This window comes from Zobellia roscoffensis, from assembly GCF_015330165.1.
Taxonomy (GTDB): Bacteria; Bacteroidota; Bacteroidia; order Flavobacteriales; family Flavobacteriaceae; genus Zobellia; species Zobellia roscoffensis.
Window position 1 is genome coordinate 3,137,665 of sequence record NZ_JADDXT010000002.1, and the last position, 21,539, is coordinate 3,159,203.

Genomic DNA, 21,539 nt, shown 5'->3' on the forward strand with positions numbered 1-21,539 from the left:
TATGAGTCTTTATCATCATTCTAGGTAAAATTGTAAAGGACGAAAACCAGGCTTAAACTGTGAAAGTGTATTACACCAATTTCACGCTTTTAGGAAAAATTTTTTCGTTTTCAATTTTAAATAATCAATCAACTTTAATGATTCCTTAGGGTATCGAAAAATACTTCAGATGAGAGTAAGGCTACAGTTAATTTTATTTCTTTCGGTTTTAATAATGTCATGTGCTTCCCAAAAAAAGGAAGTACAACCATTTTCTGCGGAAAAGGTTCTTGATCAAAATGTAGAAAAAATAAAGGAAGTTCAACAAACGGTTAATAATGTTGATCAGTTTCCCAGAAACATTCCAAAAGGGCAAACCAATTGGGAAATGGTAGGGGTGCGTGATTGGTGCAGCGGTTTTTGGCCTGGTGTATTATGGTATGCCTACGAGCAATCCAATGATTCGGAACTAAAGGAAAGTGCTATGAAATCTACAGAGGCATTAAAGCCTATAGCTTATAGCTCTGCAGAAAATCATGATATTGGCTTTATGTTATACTGTAGTTATGGAAATGGGTACAGATTAACAGGCAATGAAGAGTATAAAAAGGTTTTGTTAGCTGCCGCCGATACGTTGGCTACGCTATACAATCCTAATGTGGGGAGTATTTTATCTTGGCCTATAAAGAAAGACGAATACAAGCATAATACCATCGTAGATAATATGATGAATTTAGAGTTGCTTTTCTGGGCGGCAAAGAATGGCGGCAGTCAAAATTTGTACGATTTATCAGAAAGTCATGCACAGGTTACTATGGATTATTTGGTTAGAGAAGATGCTTCCATGTTTCATTTGGGTTCTTTTGATGATGAGACCGGCGAATTTTTAAAAGGGGTTACACACCAAGGTTATGCAGATGATTCTATGTGGGCCAGGGGGCAGACATGGGGTATATATGGTTTTGCCGTAGCTTACAGAGAAACCGGGAATAAAGATTTTTTGAAAACTTCAATACAACTTACGGATCACTTTATAGAGCGTTTACCGGAAGACGGTATTCCGTATTGGGATTTTGATGATCCCAAAATTCCAGAATCGCCCAAGGATGCTTCGGCAGCGGCAGTTGCTGCTTGCGGAATGTTAGAGCTTTCAGAATTAGTAGAAGAAGAGGCGCAGAAGGAAAAATATTTTAATGCCGCCAAAAAATTAATAGAAATACTATCAACCGATGCTTATTTAAGCGGAGATACCAATCAGGCACTTCTTTTGCATTCTACAGGTCATCATCCACGTAATTCAGAAATAGACATGCCTATAGTCTATGCGGATTATTACTATATGGAAGCTTTATTGAGATTAAAGAAACTTGAAGCGTCGGAATAGATAGCTGTTGCGGTTAGGATTATTAAATTTATCAAAACTGTGAATCAAAAATTATTTACGATGAAGAATTTTAAGATTAAAATATTGCCTGTTTTGATGCTATTGGTTGTGAGTATAGTTAGTAGTCAAAATGAAAATACTACTACTGCATTGACTCCTGATGAAATCATATATAAAATTATTGATGGCGATACTTTAAAAATGCAATTTGTATACCCGGAAAAAGTGAAGGAGAAGAAAGCTTACCCCGCTATAGTTTTCTTTTTTGGTGGAGGGTGGAACGGTGGCACTACAAAACAATTTGAAGATCAGGCAAAATATTTTGCATCAAGGGGTATGATTGGTGTTTTGGTAGATTACCGGGTTAAATCTAGACATCAAACAACACCTTTTGAAGCGGTAAGCGATGCAAAATCTGCCATGAGGTTTGTAAGGGGTAATGCAGATAAATTTCAAATTGACCCTAATAAAATTGTAGCTTCAGGAGGTTCTGCTGGCGGACATTTGGCTGCTGCAGCTGCAACATTGGACGGTTTGGATGAATCTACAGACGACCTTTCTGTAAGTGCAAAACCTAATGTCTTGGTGCTTTACAATCCAGTAATTGACAATGGTCCTGATGGTTTCGAATATAAGAGAATGAACGGCCGTCATATGGAAATCTCCCCAATGCATAATATAAAAAAGGGCACCTCACCAACTATAATTTTTCTAGGAACTAAAGACGCGTTGATACCTGTAGCGACCATGGAAAAGTATAAAGCTGAAATGGAAAAGACAGGAAATAGATGTGAAGTTTTTCTTTATCAAAATCAAACTCACGGTTTTTTTAATAGGGATAGAAGCGACGGAGAGTTTTATAGAAAAACCACACATGAGGCTGATATATTTTTGGCGTCTTTGGGGTATATAAAAGGGAAGCCGACTATCTAAATAGAATCAATAAGCAATCCTGTGATGTAGTATGAGGTTTAAGTGGATATTTTTTGCGAGTTATACTTTTTACCAAAAACAAAGCCTGTTATTATTGCTTTTACTGGTGCAGGCCTTCATTGGCTTAAGCCAAGCCATTCAACACCCAAGAATTTACGTCACTGACCAAGAAAAGGAAGTTTTTGTAAAGTCGATAGAAAATGTTGAATGGAAAAAGGAACTTGTTAGTAAAAAGAAGGAGCGTTTAGAAAAGTATATTACCTATTGGGAAAATGACCCAGAATGGTTGGTCTCCAGACTTCAAATGAATTGGAACACCAAACACACTAAGGTTTTTCTAAAGGGAGGGGAGTTTTCGCATTCAGAAGGAAAAGCTCCTGTGGCTACGGTTAGGTATTCAGGTACAAGAGATTGGGCAACGGATTATGTGCGTCCCAAGTTAGAGGATGTACAACCTTATTCTGATGATCCTCGCGGCTTATATTTAAAGCATAAACAAACAAGGAAAATGGAATGGGTACATCCTTCCAAATCAGGTTTTGCAATTGATAAGATCAATGAGCAGATCATGGAATTGGTTTCAGATGCTGCTTTTTTGTATTGGTTTACTGGTGAACAAAAGTATGCAGATTTTGCTGCCCCCGTTTTCTTTACCTATATGGAGGGAATGTATTATAGGGATGCTCCTATAGATTTGGAAAAATCGGCACAAGACAATATTTCTGGCCTCGCCACCTTTGAAGTTATTCACGAAGGCATTGTAGTTTCGTTGGTTACTACCTACGATTTTCTCTTTAATTATTTTAAGGCGAATAATAAGAAACTAGACACTTCGGTAGCCGTATTTCAGAAATGGGGAGACCAAATAATCAATAAGGGAATTCCTGATAATAACTGGAACTTATTCCAAGCTAGATTTCTTACCTATATAGGTCTCGTTCTTGAGGAAAATGAAAATTACAAAAATGGAAAAGGGCAAGAATATTTCTTGAATCACACATTCAATATTTCTACGGATAGACAAATTGCTATTAAAGAGAGTTTACTGGTTTATGACCAAGAAAATGCCATGTGGCCAGAGTGCGCCTCATATTCCGTACATGTAATTACTACCTTTTTACGAATCTTCACTTTATTGGATCATGCTACAAATGCCAATGAGTTTGCTAATTATCCTATGGTAGAAAAGGCAGCTTTGGCTTCTTTTCAGTATTTGTTTCCAAGTGGTTATATGGTTGGTTTTGGAGATTCTCATCATAAAATGTTACCTCCAGAAAATTTTGAGCTTTTAGTTTCAAACTATAAAAAGTACGGTCAAAAAGACAAGGAGAAATTGATATCAGGGCTTTTGTCCCAAATGGTAAATGATGGTTCTTACGACCGAAAAGCAAAAGATTTCTTTGAGTTGTTTTTCTATACAGATAATTTGATTGATAGCACTTCTGCGGAAGATATAAATACGGACGACCTCATATCCCCAACTTTTTATGCGCCTAATGTGAGTATGATTAACCAACGAATGGGAGAAGCTGAAAATGCAGTAATGGCATCCACAGTGGGTTCTTTTGGCAATCATGCCCATGCCAATGGTATTTCATTAGAACTATATGCAAACAATTATGTGTTAGGTACAGATATGGGTCGTGGTTCTAGTTACTGGCACCCAGACCATACGGAGTTTTATTCACGGTTTCCAGCACATAATACGGTAGTCGTAGACGGTAAATCGGATTATGCGGCAATGCGGACTTATTTTCCTTTTGCGCTCGAAAATGTATTTCCAAAATCTGGTGAAAGACCTTCTTTTGATAAAGTAACCTTTTCTAAAGTATCTTTTGTAGAACCAAAGACCGTTTCGGATCAGCAGCGTTTTACCGCTATTATTAAGTCCAGTTCATCAAAACCTTATGTATTGGATGTATTTCGTTCTAAAAAACAAAAAGAAGGGAAGCAGAAGCACGAATATATCTATCATAACGTAGGGCAATCATTAGACATTTTTGATGCAAAAAATAATCTTTTAAGTACGGTTTCAACCGATGATTTATCTTCTCAAAAGGGAGATTTAAAAGGCTATGATTATTTTACGGATAAAAGCAAAGTGGTCAATTCTGGTGATATTCAGGCTGTTTTTACGTTAAAAAGCAGTGAAAAGGCCGATAATTTCATGAAATTATGGGTAAAAGGAAACGAAGACCAAACTATATATAAAGTCAATTCACCAAAATCTAATGCCCTTACTGAAGGTACTGCTCCCAAAGAAATTCTTGAAAAACCCGTACCTACATTAATTTTAAAAAGAGAGGAAGCAGCTTGGGAAAATCCGTTTGCGGTAATATTTAATCCTTTTATGGAAGGGAAAGCTAATCCCATAGCAAATGTGTCTTTTTCATCTTTAAAGGAGTATCCTAACACACAGATTATTGATGTTTCGCTAAGTGATAAAGTCACTTTAGATCGGACAGTTTTAAATGCCTCGGAAAGTGATATTGCAGCTAAAGAAGGTTTCTATCAAAAAGGACTACTATCTATATTACGGTTGACTAATAATGCGGCCGATATAAAATTCATGTTTTTATCGGGAATGGAGAAATTTGAATCGCATGGATGGGATATCGTTTCATCGGGTAAACCATTTTCGTTCTCACTTGAAAAAACTACGAATGGGTATGCCGTAAGTAATGACAATCCTGTAACCATTAATATGCCCCTACCAAAGGAGGGAAGCCAATCTGAAATACAGTTTTACGAAGACGGTAAACTCATTGCAAGCAGAAAAGGAACAACCAACAGAAACAACCCAAATCAAGTCGTGTTTAAACTGTCCAAGGGGTATGACAAGGTTTTAATTACGTATTAAAAAGACCGAATAAAATGCAAAAATTAAATAAAATACTTTTTTTGGTCGGCTTTATGGCGCTCCTTTTTTCGTGTACTTCGGAAGAGAAGCCCATAGAGATTTATGTTTCTATGGCTTCAGAAAATGAAAAGGCAAATAAGCTCATTTTCAAGACCGTAGAAGAAGCAATTCAAAAAGTATCGGAATTAAAAAAAGATAGTCCGGAAGCTCATGTAATTATCAACATTCTTCCAGGAACTTATTATTTGACTAAACCCATTACCATACCCGCCTCGTTGAGTAATTTGACCATCAAGGGTTCGGGTGCGTCGGAAGTTACTTTAAAAGGAGCTGTACCCATACATTTAGATTGGAGGAAATATGAAGACAACATTTATGTAGCCGATGTGGACCGAGCCTCAGGTTTTGACCAATTTGTGGTTAACGGCAAACCACAGATTTTAGCGCGATACCCCGATTACGATGAAGCCGCGCAGTATTGGCAAGGCTTTGCCGAAGATGCGTTGTCCAAAGAACGTGTGGCATCATGGAAAAACCCGATTGGAACTTATTTTCACGCCTTACATGGTGGTAGATGGGGTGGTTTCCATTTTCGTATTGTAGGTCTTGATACCGATGGAAATCCAATTTTTGATGGTGGTCATCAAAACAATAGGGCGTCCGAGCCGCACAAAGAATTCCGCATGGTAGAGAATGTCTTTGAGGAACTAGATAGCCCAGGAGAATGGTATTTAGATACGGAGGAAAACAGGCTCTATTATTGGCCTTTAGACGGTACGGATTTGAATGTAGCTAAACTTGAGGTTTCTGTTTTGAAAAATCTAATTCAAATTACGGGAACAGTAGATAATCCGGTAAGAAATGTAACCATAGAAGGGTTGAAGTTCGAAAACACCCAACGTACTTTTATGGACGAATACGAGCCTCTTTTAAGAAGCGATTGGATGATATACCGAGGCGGAGCCGTTTTCTTTGAAGGAACGGAAAATTGCAAGGTGACCAATAACGAATTCACAAACCTTGGTGGCAATGTAATTTTGGCGAGTAAGTACAATAAAAATTTGGAAATTATCGGAAATCACATTCATGATTCTGGTGCAAGTGCCATATCCTTTATAGGTGACCCTTCTGCGGTGCGGTCTCCTTCTTTTAACTATTCTGAATTTGTGGCAGTAACGGAAATGGATACCATAGCGGGGCCAAAAAACGAGCTGTACCCAAGAGAATCCTTGGTAGAGGATAACTTAATTTACAGAATAGGTAGAATAGAAAAGCAAACGGCTGGCGTTCAAATTTCCATGGCTATGGATATTACCGTTCGGCATAATAGCATTTATGATGTGCCTAGAGCGGGTATAAATATTGGTGATGGTACTTGGGGCGGACATATTTTAGAATACAATGACGTGTTCAATACAGTTCTGGAGACCAGTGATCATGGGTCTTTCAATTCATGGGGAAGAGATAGGTTCTGGCATCCCAAAAGAGGCGTAATGGATAGTTTAACGGACGCAAACCCAAATATGTGGAAATGGGATGCCGTGCATACCACCGTCATCCGTAATAATCGTTTTAGATGTGATCACGGTTGGGATATTGATTTAGATGATGGGTCTTCTAACTATCACATTTACAAAAACTTATTGTTGAACAACGGACTAAAACTGAGAGAGGGTTTTCATAGGGTTGCGGAGAATAATATTATGGTCAACAATTCTTTACATCCTCACGTTTGGTTTGCGAATAGTGAAGACGTTTTTAAACATAATATTGTTGGTGATGCCTACCAAGATGTGCGATTAGATGGGTGGGGCAAAGAGTTGGATTATAACTTGTTTCCTAACGAGGTTACCATGTTAAAATCACAAATTTATAATAGAGACCTTCACAGTATATACGGGAATCCCAAATTTAAAGACCCTGTAAATCTAGACTTTACGGTAATGGCAGATGATTTAGCATCTAAAATTGGCTTTGAAAACTTTCCGATGGATAAATTCGGTGTGCAAACGCCTGGTCTCAAAGAAATAGCGAAAACACCAGAAGTTCCGGAATTGAAAAATCCTCTTGGCAATGAAGAGAACACATCGCCCGTAGTGATGTGGTTGAGAAACGGCTTAAAAAGTGTTGATTCCCAAGAAGAACAATCGGCATACGGATTAAAAACAACCGAAGGAGTAATTGTACTTAGCATTTGGAACCAAAGTCCGGCCGTGCAGAACAACGGGATAAAAAAAGGAGATGTGATTCTTTTCGCAAACGGAAAAAAAGTAAAAGGGGTAAGAGAATTTTTTAAGATTACTTCTGAGTTTAAACAACAAGAGACAATGGATATAACGGTTATGCGTAACCAAACCGAACAGACACTAACAATAAGAACCAAATAATTTAAAATTTACGAAGATGAAAATAATAAAAACAACGACTTTGTTTGTATGTATAGCAATGTTGACCATGGGAAGAGGATTTTCTCAGGAAAAAGAGGTAAAAAAACTATCCGATGACGAACGTATGGAATGGTGGCGCGATGCTAAATTCGGCATGTTTATTCATTGGGGTGCTTACTCAATCATAGGCGGAGAACGAGGAACAAAAATTGCCGGTGGAGGCGCTGAATGGGCCATGGATAAATTAGACTATACGGTTGAGGATTACGAAAAATTTCCACAAATGTTTAATCCGGTAATGTTTGATGCAGATGCTTGGGTGAAAATGGCCAAAGATGCAGGTATGAAGTATATCGTGATTACTTCTAAGCACCATGAAGGCTTTAGTCTATGGGATTCAAAAGTATCTGATTACGATGTGATGGATACTTCCCCTTTTAAACGAGATGTTATTAAAGAACTTGCGGAAGCTTGTAAGAAACAGGATATCAAATTTTGTGTTTACTATTCTATTGTAGATTGGCACCATCCACAGGCACAGGGAAATTTGTATCCAAATTACAACATCGCACAACATGATGATCCATCCGTGGTAAATCCAAAATTCCCAAAGTACTTTAAAAACTACATGAAGCCTCAAGTAAAAGAACTATTAACCAATTATGGTGATATAGGAGTAGTTTGGTTTGATGGCGATTGGATTTCAGATTATACTACCGAAATGGGTAAAGAACTTTACAGTTTTATTCGCGATATTCAACCTAATACTATTGTAAATAATAGAGTGGATAAAGGTAGAAATGGAATGGAAGGTATGGATATGGAAGGAAATTTTGCAGGAGATTTTGGTACTCCTGAGCAAGAAATTCCAGATACTGGTATCGATTCTGCTTGGGAAGCATGTATGACCATGAATGGTTCTTGGGGGTATAAACCATCTGATAACAATTGGAAAAGTAGTGAAGATTTAATTCAAAAATTAGTCGATATAGTATCTAAGGGAGGTAACTTTTTATTGAATATTGGGCCTGATGGTTTTGGAAGATTTCCTTCAGAAAGCATTAGAAGATTAAATGCTATGGGAGAATGGACCAAAAAGAATGGGGAAGCTGTTTATGGCGCTTCTGCTAGTCCTTATGAAAAACCAAAATGGGGGCGCTACACTAAAAAGGGAAATGTTATTTACGCACATGTTTTTGATTGGCCAGAAAGTGGATTGTTAAAGCTGAATAAAGATATCAAGGTTAAAAAAGCAACCTTGTTAACAGCGCCTGATTCTGAATTACAAGCAACCGCTACATCAAGAGAATTGCTGTTAGAGGTACCTATATTAGCACCTGACGCTACTGTCAGTGTTGTTAAATTAGAATTGTAAAATAGTAGGCTTAAGAAAAATAATACTAAATAATAGTCAAATGAAACTAAGTAAAGTATTTCTTCCGTTGGTCTTGGCCTGTATGGTATTGGCACCGTCTAATACCTACGCGTATCAAAATCAAGAAAAAGTAATAGAAGTACATACACTTTCAGAATTCAAGACTTATTTAAACAAAGATGATGTAAAGGTTAAACTTACTGCCGGAAACTATCAAATAGACAATGCCGAAAGTATCAGGTTTATAAGATTCACTGGTAATAATACCCATTTTGACCTTTCTGGAGTACGCTTTATGGTCGACACCAAACTTTTTAGTCGTGCAGATTTAACCAAAAGCGATGACGGTAACAGTATGTACTGTGCTATCGAAGTATCTGGAAATGATGTAACACTTGAAGGCTTATACATTGAAACTTATGGAGATACCCCTGGTTTACAGAGCAAAAACAAAATTTTTAATGTTGTTGGAGAAGACGTAACACTAAAAGATATTGAAGTTCGTACTACAGGTTCAACCCCTTGGGGCTACGGATATTTATATGGCATAGGTGGTAATACTGGTGTTCGTAAAATGAACGGGATACGGGTCGGATATCCTGCAAAAAACGCAAAATTAATAGGCTGTAAAGTCCATATGCGGGCCATGGGCCATGCCATTTTTTTACAGGGGTCAGAAAATACTTTAATAGAAGACTGCCATGTAGATGGATTGTTGAGAACCACGGATGCAATACTTGCAGAGACTTCTGGCTATGCCTTTGATAAAGATTTTTACGCGGGTAAAGGAGGCTATGTAGAAGGAACTATGATAGGTGATGATGCTAAAATTTTACCCGGTGAAATTATTTCTCTAAGTGAGGACGGTATTCGAATGTATCCTGAGTATAATGGTCACAAAACCATAAATACAACGGTTAAAAACTGTACCGTAACACAAATGCGAAGAGGAATTTGTACAGGGTTAAGTACCTCTGGCGATAAAATTATAAACTGTGTGGTTAGAGATTGCGTGGCAACGGGTTTTAACGTAGGAAATGCAGATACCGTGATTAATTGTAGTGCCGATGCCAAGTATGCAGAAGCCTTTTGCATTCCCTATACCAATGCCAAAAATGCTTATGTGGAAATGAATATTCTAGATAGTAGGGGTGGAATGGCAAATGACCTTTTAGCCAAAATTAACGGTACCGGACATAACGTAATTATAAAAACTTCCGACCCCAATTTTATTCCGGAAAAAATGGCCATTAAATTGTCGGTCTGGGAAGGTTACGGCAACTTTAATAAAAAGGCTACAATGCATGCTACTGCTATTAAATTAGAGAACCAAACAAAGACCAAAGTACTCCTGTACCCAGGTACTGAAAACCCTGAAATTGAAAGTAAGGGTGAGGTTTTGGAGGTGAAAAAGTAACGAGTGTCAAATCGAATACTGAATATCAACACTACAAAACTTGTTCGAACACGCAGGTAGAGTTCAAAAAAAGAACCGAACAAATAGAATTCAAAGAGCATTATGAAGAAACTAGCAGTACTGATTTTTGTATGTATTGGTCATTATATTTTTGCGCAAAACAACAAAGCTATTCCGCTTCCAGAAAATTTAGAACAAGGATATCCACGGCTATACATTACTAATGCTGAAAAGAAGGACCTTCAGAAAACCATCAAAAAAGAAGCGTGGGCCAGAGATGTTTTAGCAGGTTTACATGATGAAGTTGACGAACACGTAGAGCGTCATATATCCGACACTGAATGGATAGTATCTCGTTTACAGATGTATTGGAAAACCAAGTCTGCCAACGTGTATGTTAATGGGGTAGATTATTCTCATGCAGACGGTGAAGCTCCGGTTCCGACGGTTCGATTTACGGGTTCGCGTAATTCTGCTACATCTTATGGTAAACCTAAGTTAGAAGATATACAACCGTATATGGATGATCCTAGAGGTTTGTATTTACCGAATAAAACAAAAGAAGGGCATCCTTTTGAATGGGCGGAACAATCCGAAACCGGTAATATAATTGTTTCTATTAACGAAGATATTATTGGTTTGGCTAGAGATGCTGCCTTTCTATATTGGTTAGAGAATGACGAAAATTTTGCCAAGTTTTCCTATGATATTTTCCACACCTATATGGAAGGCATGTCGTATCGTAGTGAACCTATCGACTTGCTGAACGGTCATATACAAACACTTGTTGGTTTCACACATTTTCAAGTGATACATGAAAGAGCGTTGAGAGAGGTATCCATTTTGTATGATTTTTTACATGGCTATATAGAAGCCAACCATCTAGAAAATATTGCTATGTATGATAAGACCATTAAAAGATGGACAGATCAGGTCATTAAAAACGGAGTACCGCAGAACAATTGGAATCTGCATCAAGCCAACATCATTTTAAAAGCTGCAATGGTGCTGCAAGACAACAAAAATTATGAGGATAAAAAAGGACGCGAATATTACATTGATTATATATTGAATGTTACTTCGGCAAGGCAATGGTCGTTATCAAAATTTATAGATTATGGTTATGACGAAAGTAATGGAGTGTGGAACGAATGTCCCAGTTATTCTTTAGGGGTAACCAGCAGTCTTACCCATTTCATAAGGGATTTTGACAGTACTTTTGACCATAATATTCTACCGTACACTCCGGTGATGGGCAAAGCGGTAAAAATGATGCCGCAATATTTGTTTCCCAACAATCAGATCGTGGCATTTGGAGATTCGTACTACGGACCTATAAGTACCGAGGCAATAGGGGATATGATTAGAATTGCCCAGAAAAATGGGGACGATGCGTTAGAAGAAGATTTTACGGGATTGTATCGCTTGTTTGCAAAAGATACTGAGCAATCAGGTAAAAATAGCGGTAGAAAAGACAAAAGTATCTCTTCTTTTTTTGCTACCAAGCCGTTGGTTTTAAATCCAAAATATAAGCAGCACGACATAAAAGATTATATCACTCAAACCTTTAATGCACCAAGTGTTAGCTGGCATGTACAGCGTATGGGAACCGGTACCAATGGAATGATGGCCTCTTTAAATGGCTCGTTAGGAAACCATATGCATGCTAATGGCATCAATATGGAACTCTATGGAAAAGGCTTTGTTCAAGGTGCGGACCCGGGTAAGGGAGCTAACTATTTGCAACCTATTTATTTAGAATACTATTCTCAGTTTCCTGCTCATAACACGGTAATGGTAGATGGAGCTTCCTCATATACCGAAATGTTGAGCTATCACGGCTTTGATGTTTTGGGAGAATACCCAAAATCGGAGCAGAAAGACGGTTTTTACGAAGATATCACCTATTCAGATGTTTACTTTTTAGAACCGGAAACCCAAAGTGATCAAAGTAGGTTGGTAAGTATTGTTAAAACAGGCGAAACTACCGGATATTATATTGATGTTTTTCGCTCTAAAAAACAGCGCAAAGGTGATAAATTTCATGACTATTACTACCATAATTTAGGACAAAGTATGCAGATGATGGATGCTATTGGAAATCCGCTGAAGTTAACCGAAAGTGAAGAAATGGCTTTTGCAGGTGGGCACCTTTATGCCTTGGATTATATGTGGGATAAAAAATCAGTAAAACTAGAAGAAGATTACCAAGCCGAATGGAAAATAGACATGCCCGAAGGTGAGGATGATGTTTTTATGAATTTATGGATGAAGGGTACAGAGGGGCGTGAGGTATTCTCCATAAAATCACCACCCAATAAAGCATTCAGAGGCAATCATGGTATTCCCTACAAAGTTGATAAGCAACCCTATTTAACCTTTGCGGCACGTCAACATGGCGAGGCATGGGAGCATCCATTTGTATCGGTATATGAACCTTTTACTTCCGCCGAAGGAAAAAGCATAGAAAAGATTTCAGGCTTTAAAGATGAAAACGGGAATACCGAATTTGTGGGGTTGAATATACTACATAAATCTGGTCGTGAAGATTTTGTGTTTTCATCAGCTAATCATCAAAAAGCAAACTATAAAGAAATGTCCAGTGATGCTAGCTATACTTTAGTTGGGAATGAAAAGAATGGAGATTGGGTAGTTTTTATAGGAAACGGAAAAGAGGTTTCGGCTAATGACTATACTGTTTTGGCTTCTGAAATCGGGAATGTAGTATTGGAATTAAAACAAGGAGAGCTGCTTTTAAATAACGAAGTGCAGGTTACCATTAGGTATAAAAATTTAGAGAAGAAATTTGATGCCGGAACATTGCGAAAAATTGTAATAGAATAAAATAATAAAGATGAAAAATAACATACTATTCAAAATTCGATCAATAAAAACATTTAGCACAATTTTCTGTTTGATTGCAGTAGGTTTTTGTGCTTACGGACAGCAACAACCACCATTACTTACTAGTGATGGTTCTAGCTTTAATGCGCAGTCCTATTTTCCAAAATTTAGCTGGGAAACGACCCCAATGTACTATCATTTTGGTGATATTGACCGTGTTTTAGAACCTGAAGAAGTCAAGTTTATTTCAGATAGAACCGATTTTATCTGTATGGAGAAATCACATGCGTTTCATGCGCTAGGTGATGCTGTGTTAGGCACCAAACATGAAGTAGAAGCATTTCATAAAATAAAACCGGATACCAAGGTTCTTTACTATTATAATTCTTACGTGGCATGGCCTTTTACCAGGTTTAATAAGAACCTTACTCCTGAGGGGATTGTAAAGGATAAAGAATTAGCCAAATTCTTATTTATCAACCCAAAAACGGGGAAACTATTGGAAAAATCAAATAGTATAGGATTTTCATACTATTTTGATGCTATGAATCCGGAGTTTCGTGAATGGTGGGTGCAATCGGCTGTTGAAGGTATTAAAATTTCAGGTGCAGATGGTATTTTCATTGACCGTATGAATGTGGACGTGAATGCAAATTATCCTGTGGATGATTTAACTGCATTAGCTGAAGCCAAAGGTAAAATGATGGCAGCTCTTAGAGAACAAATGGGACCGGATAAAATATTGGTAGGCAACAATGCGGCCACTACAAAAGAGGTTTTTCCATATTGTGATGCCTTTATGTTTGAGCATTATAATGCCTCTGTTACGAATAAGGAAAATCTACTGAAAGAATGGGGCGTTATGGAACGTGTTGCCAAGGCTGGGAAAATTTCAATTTATCGTTTCGGTGCCAAAGGAAAAGGGAAAAATGATATTACCCTTGGAGCCACAAAAACAATTGGTATAGAACAAAGGTCTCATAATCAATTAGAATTTCACCAAGCTTGCTTTCTTATTGGCGCTCAGCCAAATTCGTATTTTCAATGGAATTGGGGTTGGAATCTGGAAGATGGTAACCTGGTAGATTACCCCGCATTACAAAAACCACTAGGAGCACCTAAAGGTTCTTTTAAACGTGTAAACCCAGAAGGGTGGGAGTTTACCCGTGAATTCGAACATGCAAGTGTATGGGTAGATACGGAGGCAAGGAAGGCAAAAATTACCTGGCATTGATTGATGGTCCAAGTTTTTACAGGTGTTAATTACTTAGAGCAATACTTTTATTGCCTGAACCATGAGAGTACATGACAGTTGAGCAAAGATAAAAGGTTAGTTTTATACGCGAACATAGCTTACTAAGTTTGGTATACCCTCATGTATCCTACTGTTTATGGACAAATGAATCATGAGTTATAGTATAGGGTATATAATTTACATCCTATTTCTATCACTAGAATTACATTGCAATTGAATTATAACTTTATAAATTTTGAGTAAAATTACCTTTCGTTTTATTTCTTTTATAGTACTACTAATATGCGTTATATCTGTTGAAGCCCAGAGCAAGCAAGAATCGGGTCAACCCAATATTGTAGTTTTCTTATGTGATGATTTGGGATATGGAGACTTGTCTTCATACGGACATAGAACTATAAAGACACCCAATATTGATAAGTTGGCGGAGACCGGTATTAAAATGACCGATTTCTATTCAGCTGCACCAGTATGTTCACCATCAAGGGTGGGATTGTTGACAGGAAGGAGCCCCAATAAAGCAGGTGTTTATGATTTTATACCAGGCCCTAAAAACAGCGAAGATTTACGTCATTTGGTGCATTTACAAAAAGGAGAAAAAACCATACCCGAGCGGTTAAAAACGGTGGGTTATTCAACGGCATTGGTTGGTAAATGGCACTGTAGTTCACTTTTTAATAATCCCGCGCAACCGCAGCCTGATTATTTTGGTTTTGATTATTGGTTCGCTACACATAACAACGCATCACCTAGTCATGAAAACCCTAAAAACTTCGTAAGAAATGGAGAAAAAGCTGGCCCTATAGAAGGGTTTAGTTGTCAGATTGTAGTGGATGAAGCTATGAGTTGGTTAGACAAGAAAGCAGATGATAATCCATTTTATCTACAAGTAACTTTTCACGAACCGCACGAACCTATTGCTTCTCCGGAAGATTTGGTAGCGGAATATTTACCATATGCGAACAATGAAGCAGAGGCCCAATTCTTTGCCAATGTTGCCAATGTTGACAAAGCGGTAGGCCGATTGTTAAAATACCTAGAGGAAAATGGAAAGGCTGATAATACCCTCGTCATCTTTACTTCGGATAATGGCCCTGAAACTTTAGCCCGTTATCCCGGTGCTAAAAGAACCTTTGGAAGAACAGGTGGACTAAAAGGTCGAAAACTTTGGACCACCGAAGCCGGTTTTCGTGTGCCCGGAATTGTAAAGTGGATGGGGAAGGAAACCTATAATGGTACTACTAATGCTGTCGTCTCCGCTTTAGACATTCTACCTACACTTTGCGAATTAACAGGAGCCAAGCTGCCTGATACTAAAATTGACGGAGAGTCCTTTGCTTCTCTGATTAGAGACGGACAGTTTACAAGAAAGAAACCACTGATTTGGGGTTTTTATAATGCTTTGAACGAACACCAAGTGGCTATGCGCCACGGAGATTATAAAATATTGGCAAGATTAAAAAAAGACGGAGAGTATCTTCCGAATTTAAACAATATCTACAAAGGGAATGAAGAGCTGATTAAAAGCAGTGAATTGGCAGATTTTGAGCTATATAATTTAAAGGAGGATAACAAAGAGTCTGCTAATCTGGTTGTCGATAATCCTATGGTTTTCAATAAAATGAAGGCTTTGCTTAAAACAGAGTATAAAGCTCTTTTAGAAGAAAGTCACATTTGGGAGCGTACAGAATAAATAGAGAGGGAATGAACATATTTGAAACTAAAAAAATGAGAATACGAGTATATTTCGCAGCAGTAGTTGGTGTTTTGATTTTTGTGGGTTGTAAAGAAACACGGCCTGTTGAAAAAACATCAAAATCTAAAAAGCCCAATATATTGTTTATCATGTCAGATGATCATGCGTACCAGGCAATTAGTGCGTATGGCAGTAAATTGGTACAGACCCCCAATATAGACCGGTTGGCAAAAGAAGGTATGTTATTTACGAATGCTAGTGTCACCAATTCTATTTGCGCACCTTCAAGAGCTACTATTTTAACCGGTAAACACACGCATATTAACGGAAAGATAGATAACCTCATGCCGTTTGACACGACGCAAGTTACCTTTCCGCAGATATTTCAAAAGAATGGCTATCAGACTGCTATGTTCGGTAAACTTCATTTTGGTAACAATCCTAAAGGTGTAGATGATTTTATGATTCTGCCAGGACAAGGGTTTTACATCAATCCAGATTTTAATACATCCAAAGGAGATACTACCATTACCGGTTATGTTACGGATATTATAACCGATGTGACTTTAAATTGGCTTAAAGAAGAACGAGAAGAAGAAAAGCCTTTTATGATGATGTACCTACATAAAGCACCGCACAGACCTTGGTGGCCTAGTCCCGAAAAGTTCAAGGAATTCACGAAGAAAGAGTTTCCAGAACCAGAGACGCTGTTCGATGATTATAAAAATCGCGGAACGGCTGCAAAGACTGCGGAGATGAATTTGTTGACCCATATGATGTACAGTCACGATAGTAAAATTAGACCTGAACTGGTGGCGAAAATGGGAGATAAGGTAACGCCAAAAGTAGAGGAATTCGAAAACGGGTTTTATGGCCCCTTTGGTCGCGCTAATAGTGAACAGAAAGCAAAGTATGATGAGGTTTTAGATGAAATAAATGCCGATTTTGAAAAGAATTGGCCTTCAATGACCGATGAAGAAAAAATGCGTTGGAAATACCAACGCTATATGCAAGATTATCTAGCATGTATTTCCTCTGTAGATGATAATGTAGGTAGGGTTCTAGATTATTTGGAAGAAAGCGGTTTGGCCGAAAATACCATAGTAGTATATACTTCTGATCAAGGGTTTTATTTGGGCGAACATGGTTGGTTCGATAAGCGGTTTATTTATGATGAATCGTTCAAAACACCTCTAATTGTAAAATGGCCAAATACCATTAAACCGGGTTCCGTAGAAAATGAAATGGTACAGAACTTAGATTTCGCGCCAACATTTTTAGAAGCCGCAGGTATAGAAGTCCCTAGTGATATGCAAGGGGAAAGCCTAATGCCGCTATTAAAAGGTAAAGATGAAAAATGGAATAGAGATGCGGTGTACTATCATTATTACGAGTACCCGAGTGTACATATGGTAAAACGTCACTATGGTATCGTAACCAAAGAATATAAGCTGGCACATTTCTATTATGATGTTGATGAATGGGAATTATATGACAGACTAAAAGATCCACAAGAATTGAATAATGTATATGATGACCCTGACTATTCGGAAATAGTAACAGAACTAAAACAGAAATTAGTAGAGCTTAGAAAGAAATATAAAGATTCTCCAGAGTTGGATCAAGAATATATAGATATCTATAAAGAAATGAAAGCCGAAAAGGATAACGATTTCTGGTAGGCATTATCATTCTGTTTCAAAATAAAAAATAGCGTTCCTATTAAAATCTAAACTAACAGCTCAATGCGAAAAGAAATAATTACGTTTTTTACTTTAATGTGTATGGTTGGCAATGTTATAATTGCCCAGCAAAAAAACGTACTTATTATTTGCGTAGATGACCTTAGACCAGAACTCAATTCGTTCGGGGCAAATTATGTTCATTCTCCAAATATTGATAGCCTAGCATCTGTAGGGCGTGGGTTTAGTCGTCATTATGTAAATTCTCCTAGTTGTGGGCCTTCACGTTATGCTTTTTTGACCGGACAATATGGGTTGGAATATAGAGGGGAATACAATCAATCATTATTCAAAAGAGCGGAAGCAACTCAAGATAAGAGTGCAAGTATAGCTGCTAGTATGCCAGAGTGGTTTCGAAACAATGGGTACACTACGGTTTCTGTAGGGAAGGTATCACATCACCCGGGAGGAAGAGGTGGTGAGAATTGGGATGACGAGAACATTCCCGAAATGCCCAACGCTTGGGATAAACATCTAATGCCCGTTGCGGAATGGGAAAACCCAAAAGGCGCCATGCACGGATTATCTTTTGGAAAGGTGCGCACATCTACTGATAGAGATGTACTAGAGACAGTTGATGCAAACGATAAAAGTTATCCCGATGGGCATATTGCCGAAGAAGGTGTGAGACAGTTAGAGGAATTGGCTAAAGGTGACAAACCTTTCTTTTTAGCGATCGGACTCATAAAACCACACTTGCCATTTGGGGTTCCAAAGCGCTATTTAGACCGCTATGAGAATGCGGATATTCCTCCAGCCTTACACCCTGAAAAGCCAGAGGGAATTACCACTTGGCATGGCTCGGGAGAATTTATGAGCTATAACCGTTGGGATAAAGACCCTCGTGAGGATAAAGATTTCGCATTGAAACTTAAAAAGTATTATGCTGCTTGTGTGAGCTATGCTGATAAACATGTAGGAGATATAATGAAGAAACTAAAAGAAACCGGTGCCGATAAAAATACGATTATTGTACTTTGGGGAGACCACGGTTGGCATTTGGGCGAACATGCCATTTGGGGAAAGCACAGTCTATTTGAAGAGTCGCTGAAATCACCCTTAATTATATATGACCCAAGTATGGGTAATAAAGGGCAGATGACGGATGCCATAGTAGAATCGGTAGATGTATTTCCTACCTTATGTGAAATGACCACCTTGCAAATTCCTGATTTTGCACAAGGCACATCTTTAAAAGCTATTGTAGAAAATGCCGATGCAGAAGGGCATGATGCAGTTGCCTTTAAATCTCATGCAACAACAATTAGAACTGATCAATACCGGTTTGTACAGCATAAGAGTGGCGACGTTGAATTATATGATCACCGAACACCTGAAGGGGAGCAACTCAATATTTCAAAGGGAAACCCAGAGGTTGTCAAACAATTAAAGGATAAAATGTTAGCCAAAATGGGTAACAAGGCATTTGTGTTTTCTAATAGATGAGTACAGTTTTTATCAATTAAAAAGACAATAAAGTTTAAAGGAGTCAAAAATAGAACAGCATAATTATAGGACAGATGTGGTTTACATTAGATACAAATGAAACTCTAGATGCCTATTTTGTTAGTCAAAAAAAATTGAGTGAATTGAAATTGATTTTTCTACTTTGGGCCATAGATTTAACTTAATTTACGGGGCTATAATTGGCAAAGCAGAAAAATATCAAGATCACATAAAAAAAAAATGAAGCAAAGAATTAAAAACAAATTAGTAGCTACCTTACTAATGGTATGGGTAATTTCAAGCGCGGTAATTGCACAGGAAGAACAGGTTAAAATTAATGATACATATACAGCAAATGCAAGTTTAGTGTATTTGGATTCTTTTGAATTGGGGATGGAAAACTGGAAGGTAGAGCAAATGCCGGGAGGCACAGTAGGCCTAAAAGATGGAAAGATGGAAATTACGGATATTGCCGGTTGTACGGTCTGGCTCATGAAAGAATTGCAAGGCCCACTTATGATAACCTACGATGCTTACGTAATAGATGAAGGTGGACCACAGGATCGTGTATCAGATCTAAACTGCTTTTGGATGGCAAAAGATTTAGAGAATCCGGATAATCTTTTTGCTAATTCTGCAGAACGTGGGGGCAAATTTTCAAACTATGACCATCTTAGATTGTACTATATGGGGGTTGGTGGCCACGATAATACCAAAACCCGCTTCCGTAGGTATAGTGGAGATGGTGAACGGCCGTTGTTGCCAAAATATGATTTGTCAAAAGAGAAATATCTTATAGAGGCGAATACGTTGACCCAGATAAAAATTATAGCCTACAACGGAATCATTCAGTACTACCGAGACGGGGAATTAATTATAGAGTATAATGATGCAAATGCATATTCCTCAGGATATTTCGGTATTAGAACAGTTAACAATCACATGACCATAGATAATTTTAAGGTCTATAGCCTTGAATAAAAATTAGCATAGAAACACTAAAACGTAACTCATGAAAAGCAACCTATCTATTCCTTTAAAACTCGCCCAGCTATCTGCACTCTGTTTGATAGTGGCTTGCGAACCTGTAGCCAAGAGTGAAACAGTTTCTGTGGCAGTTAAAAATAACCTTGATTTTCCTAGAAATGAAATCGTGGGCGTGCACATTGAAGATTTATCCGGAGTTCTTGAAAATAATGAAGAGAAACACCTTCGAGTTCAAGAAGTTGGAACCCAAGAGTACCTACGTATGCAGTGGATGGATAACGATCAAGACGGTTCAAATGACGAATTGCTTTTTCAAGCTGAGGTTGCCGCTAATGGTAGTTCTGAGTTCTTGATACTTATAGACAGTACAAAAGCAGCAGAAGAGAGTGACGTCATTGCTTATTCTCGTCTCGTACCGGAAAGAACGGATGATTATACGTGGGAAAATGATAAAGTAGCTTTTAGAACGTACGGTCCTACAGGAGAAAAAGAAGCTTTGGCCGGCGTTCCGGGCAGCACACTTTCTAGTGGTATAGATTTGTGGTTAAAACGAACAGATAAAGCTATTATTAACAAATGGTACAAGGCGCACGAAGCCAATCCTGGCGCTTACCATAAAGATCGCGGTGAGGGGTATGACCCGTACCATGTGGGCGGAAGCCGTGGTACCGGTGGTATCGGTATTTGGGAAAACGACAGCCTTTTGGTTTCCAACAATTTTACGGCTTCTAGAACATTGGCTGACGGGCCTTTGCGAACGGTTTTTGAGCTGGACTATGCCCCGTGGAGTGCATATGGAGTGAAGGAAACCAAGCGCATTACCCTTGATTTAGGTTCTAATTTTTCAAAATTCGATATATCCCTTTCTTCTGAAAAAGAGGTTCCTAATTACACGGTGGGTATTACGCTGCACAAAAATGAAGGTGATGCCGCTATAAACAAAGAAGAGGGGCGGTTCCGTCATTGGGAAACTATTGATAGCACAAAAGTAGGAGAAGGAATTGTTCTCGATCCTAAAGTGATAGAGGAGGCTATGGCTTATAAATCAGACGTTATGGACCAGAGCAACTTGCTTATTGTCACCAAACCTCAAGAAAAACTGACGTATTATGCAGGTTTCGCTTGGGATAAAAGTGGACAGGTTAGTTCTTTAGAAGACTGGGAAAATATACTTAAACAACAGTCTCAGGTTTTGTCTAGTCCATTGTCTGTTTCAGTTAAAAAATCTAAATAA

General features: G+C 38.1%; 13 protein-coding genes. All 13 read left to right on the plus strand.

All coding sequences use genetic code 11. The features are described from left to right. The first annotated feature begins 169 nt into the window (after positions 1–169). Positions 170–1,363 carry a glycoside hydrolase family 88 protein gene (locus IWC72_RS12935; RefSeq protein WP_194530027.1) on the plus strand — a complete coding sequence of 398 codons (1,194 nt, stop codon included), beginning with the start codon at positions 170–172 and terminating at the stop codon, positions 1,361–1,363. Between the two features lie 60 nt (positions 1,364–1,423). Continuing rightward, positions 1,424–2,296 (plus strand): alpha/beta hydrolase, encoded by an 873-nt coding sequence (locus IWC72_RS12940; protein ID WP_226979559.1) that lies wholly within the window; start codon positions 1,424–1,426, stop codon positions 2,294–2,296. Between the two features lie 31 nt (positions 2,297–2,327). After that, entirely contained in the window at positions 2,328–5,156 is a 2,829-nt protein-coding gene (locus IWC72_RS12945; protein WP_194530028.1) for a heparinase II/III domain-containing protein, read from the plus strand. A 14-nt stretch (positions 5,157–5,170) separates the two neighbouring features. Beyond that, the gene (locus tag IWC72_RS12950; protein WP_194530029.1) at positions 5,171–7,543 is read left to right on the plus strand and encodes a PDZ domain-containing protein; all 2,373 of its coding nucleotides are present in this window, start codon (positions 5,171–5,173) and stop codon (positions 7,541–7,543) included. Positions 7,544–7,559: 16 nt separating this feature from the next. Beyond that, on the plus strand, positions 7,560–8,918 hold the full coding sequence (locus IWC72_RS12955) for an alpha-L-fucosidase (RefSeq protein ID WP_194530030.1): 1,359 nt from the start codon (positions 7,560–7,562) through the stop codon (positions 8,916–8,918). 40 nt (positions 8,919–8,958) lie between these two features. Further along, complete coding sequence (locus tag IWC72_RS12960) at positions 8,959–10,335, plus strand: hypothetical protein (RefSeq protein WP_194530031.1); 1,377 nt, start codon at positions 8,959–8,961, stop codon at positions 10,333–10,335. Between the two features lie 102 nt (positions 10,336–10,437). Beyond that, positions 10,438–13,179, plus strand: a complete 2,742-nt coding sequence (locus tag IWC72_RS12965) for a hypothetical protein (protein WP_226979560.1) — start codon at positions 10,438–10,440, stop codon at positions 13,177–13,179. A gap of 10 nt (positions 13,180–13,189) precedes the next feature. Continuing rightward, on the plus strand, positions 13,190–14,413 hold the full coding sequence (locus IWC72_RS12970; protein ID WP_194530032.1) for a putative glycoside hydrolase: 1,224 nt from the start codon (positions 13,190–13,192) through the stop codon (positions 14,411–14,413). Between the two features lie 256 nt (positions 14,414–14,669). After that, positions 14,670–16,127, plus strand: a complete 1,458-nt coding sequence (locus tag IWC72_RS12975) for a sulfatase family protein (RefSeq protein WP_194530033.1) — start codon at positions 14,670–14,672, stop codon at positions 16,125–16,127. Between the two features lie 35 nt (positions 16,128–16,162). Continuing rightward, the gene (locus tag IWC72_RS12980) at positions 16,163–17,812 is read left to right on the plus strand and encodes a sulfatase family protein (RefSeq protein WP_194530034.1); all 1,650 of its coding nucleotides are present in this window, start codon (positions 16,163–16,165) and stop codon (positions 17,810–17,812) included. Positions 17,813–17,875: 63 nt separating this feature from the next. Beyond that, complete coding sequence (locus tag IWC72_RS12985) at positions 17,876–19,318, plus strand: sulfatase (RefSeq protein ID WP_194530035.1); 1,443 nt, start codon at positions 17,876–17,878, stop codon at positions 19,316–19,318. A gap of 240 nt (positions 19,319–19,558) precedes the next feature. Then, on the plus strand, positions 19,559–20,299 hold the full coding sequence (locus IWC72_RS12990) for a DUF6250 domain-containing protein (protein ID WP_194530036.1): 741 nt from the start codon (positions 19,559–19,561) through the stop codon (positions 20,297–20,299). A 31-nt stretch (positions 20,300–20,330) separates the two neighbouring features. After that, on the plus strand, positions 20,331–21,539 hold the full coding sequence (locus IWC72_RS12995) for a DUF4861 family protein (protein ID WP_194530037.1): 1,209 nt from the start codon (positions 20,331–20,333) through the stop codon (positions 21,537–21,539).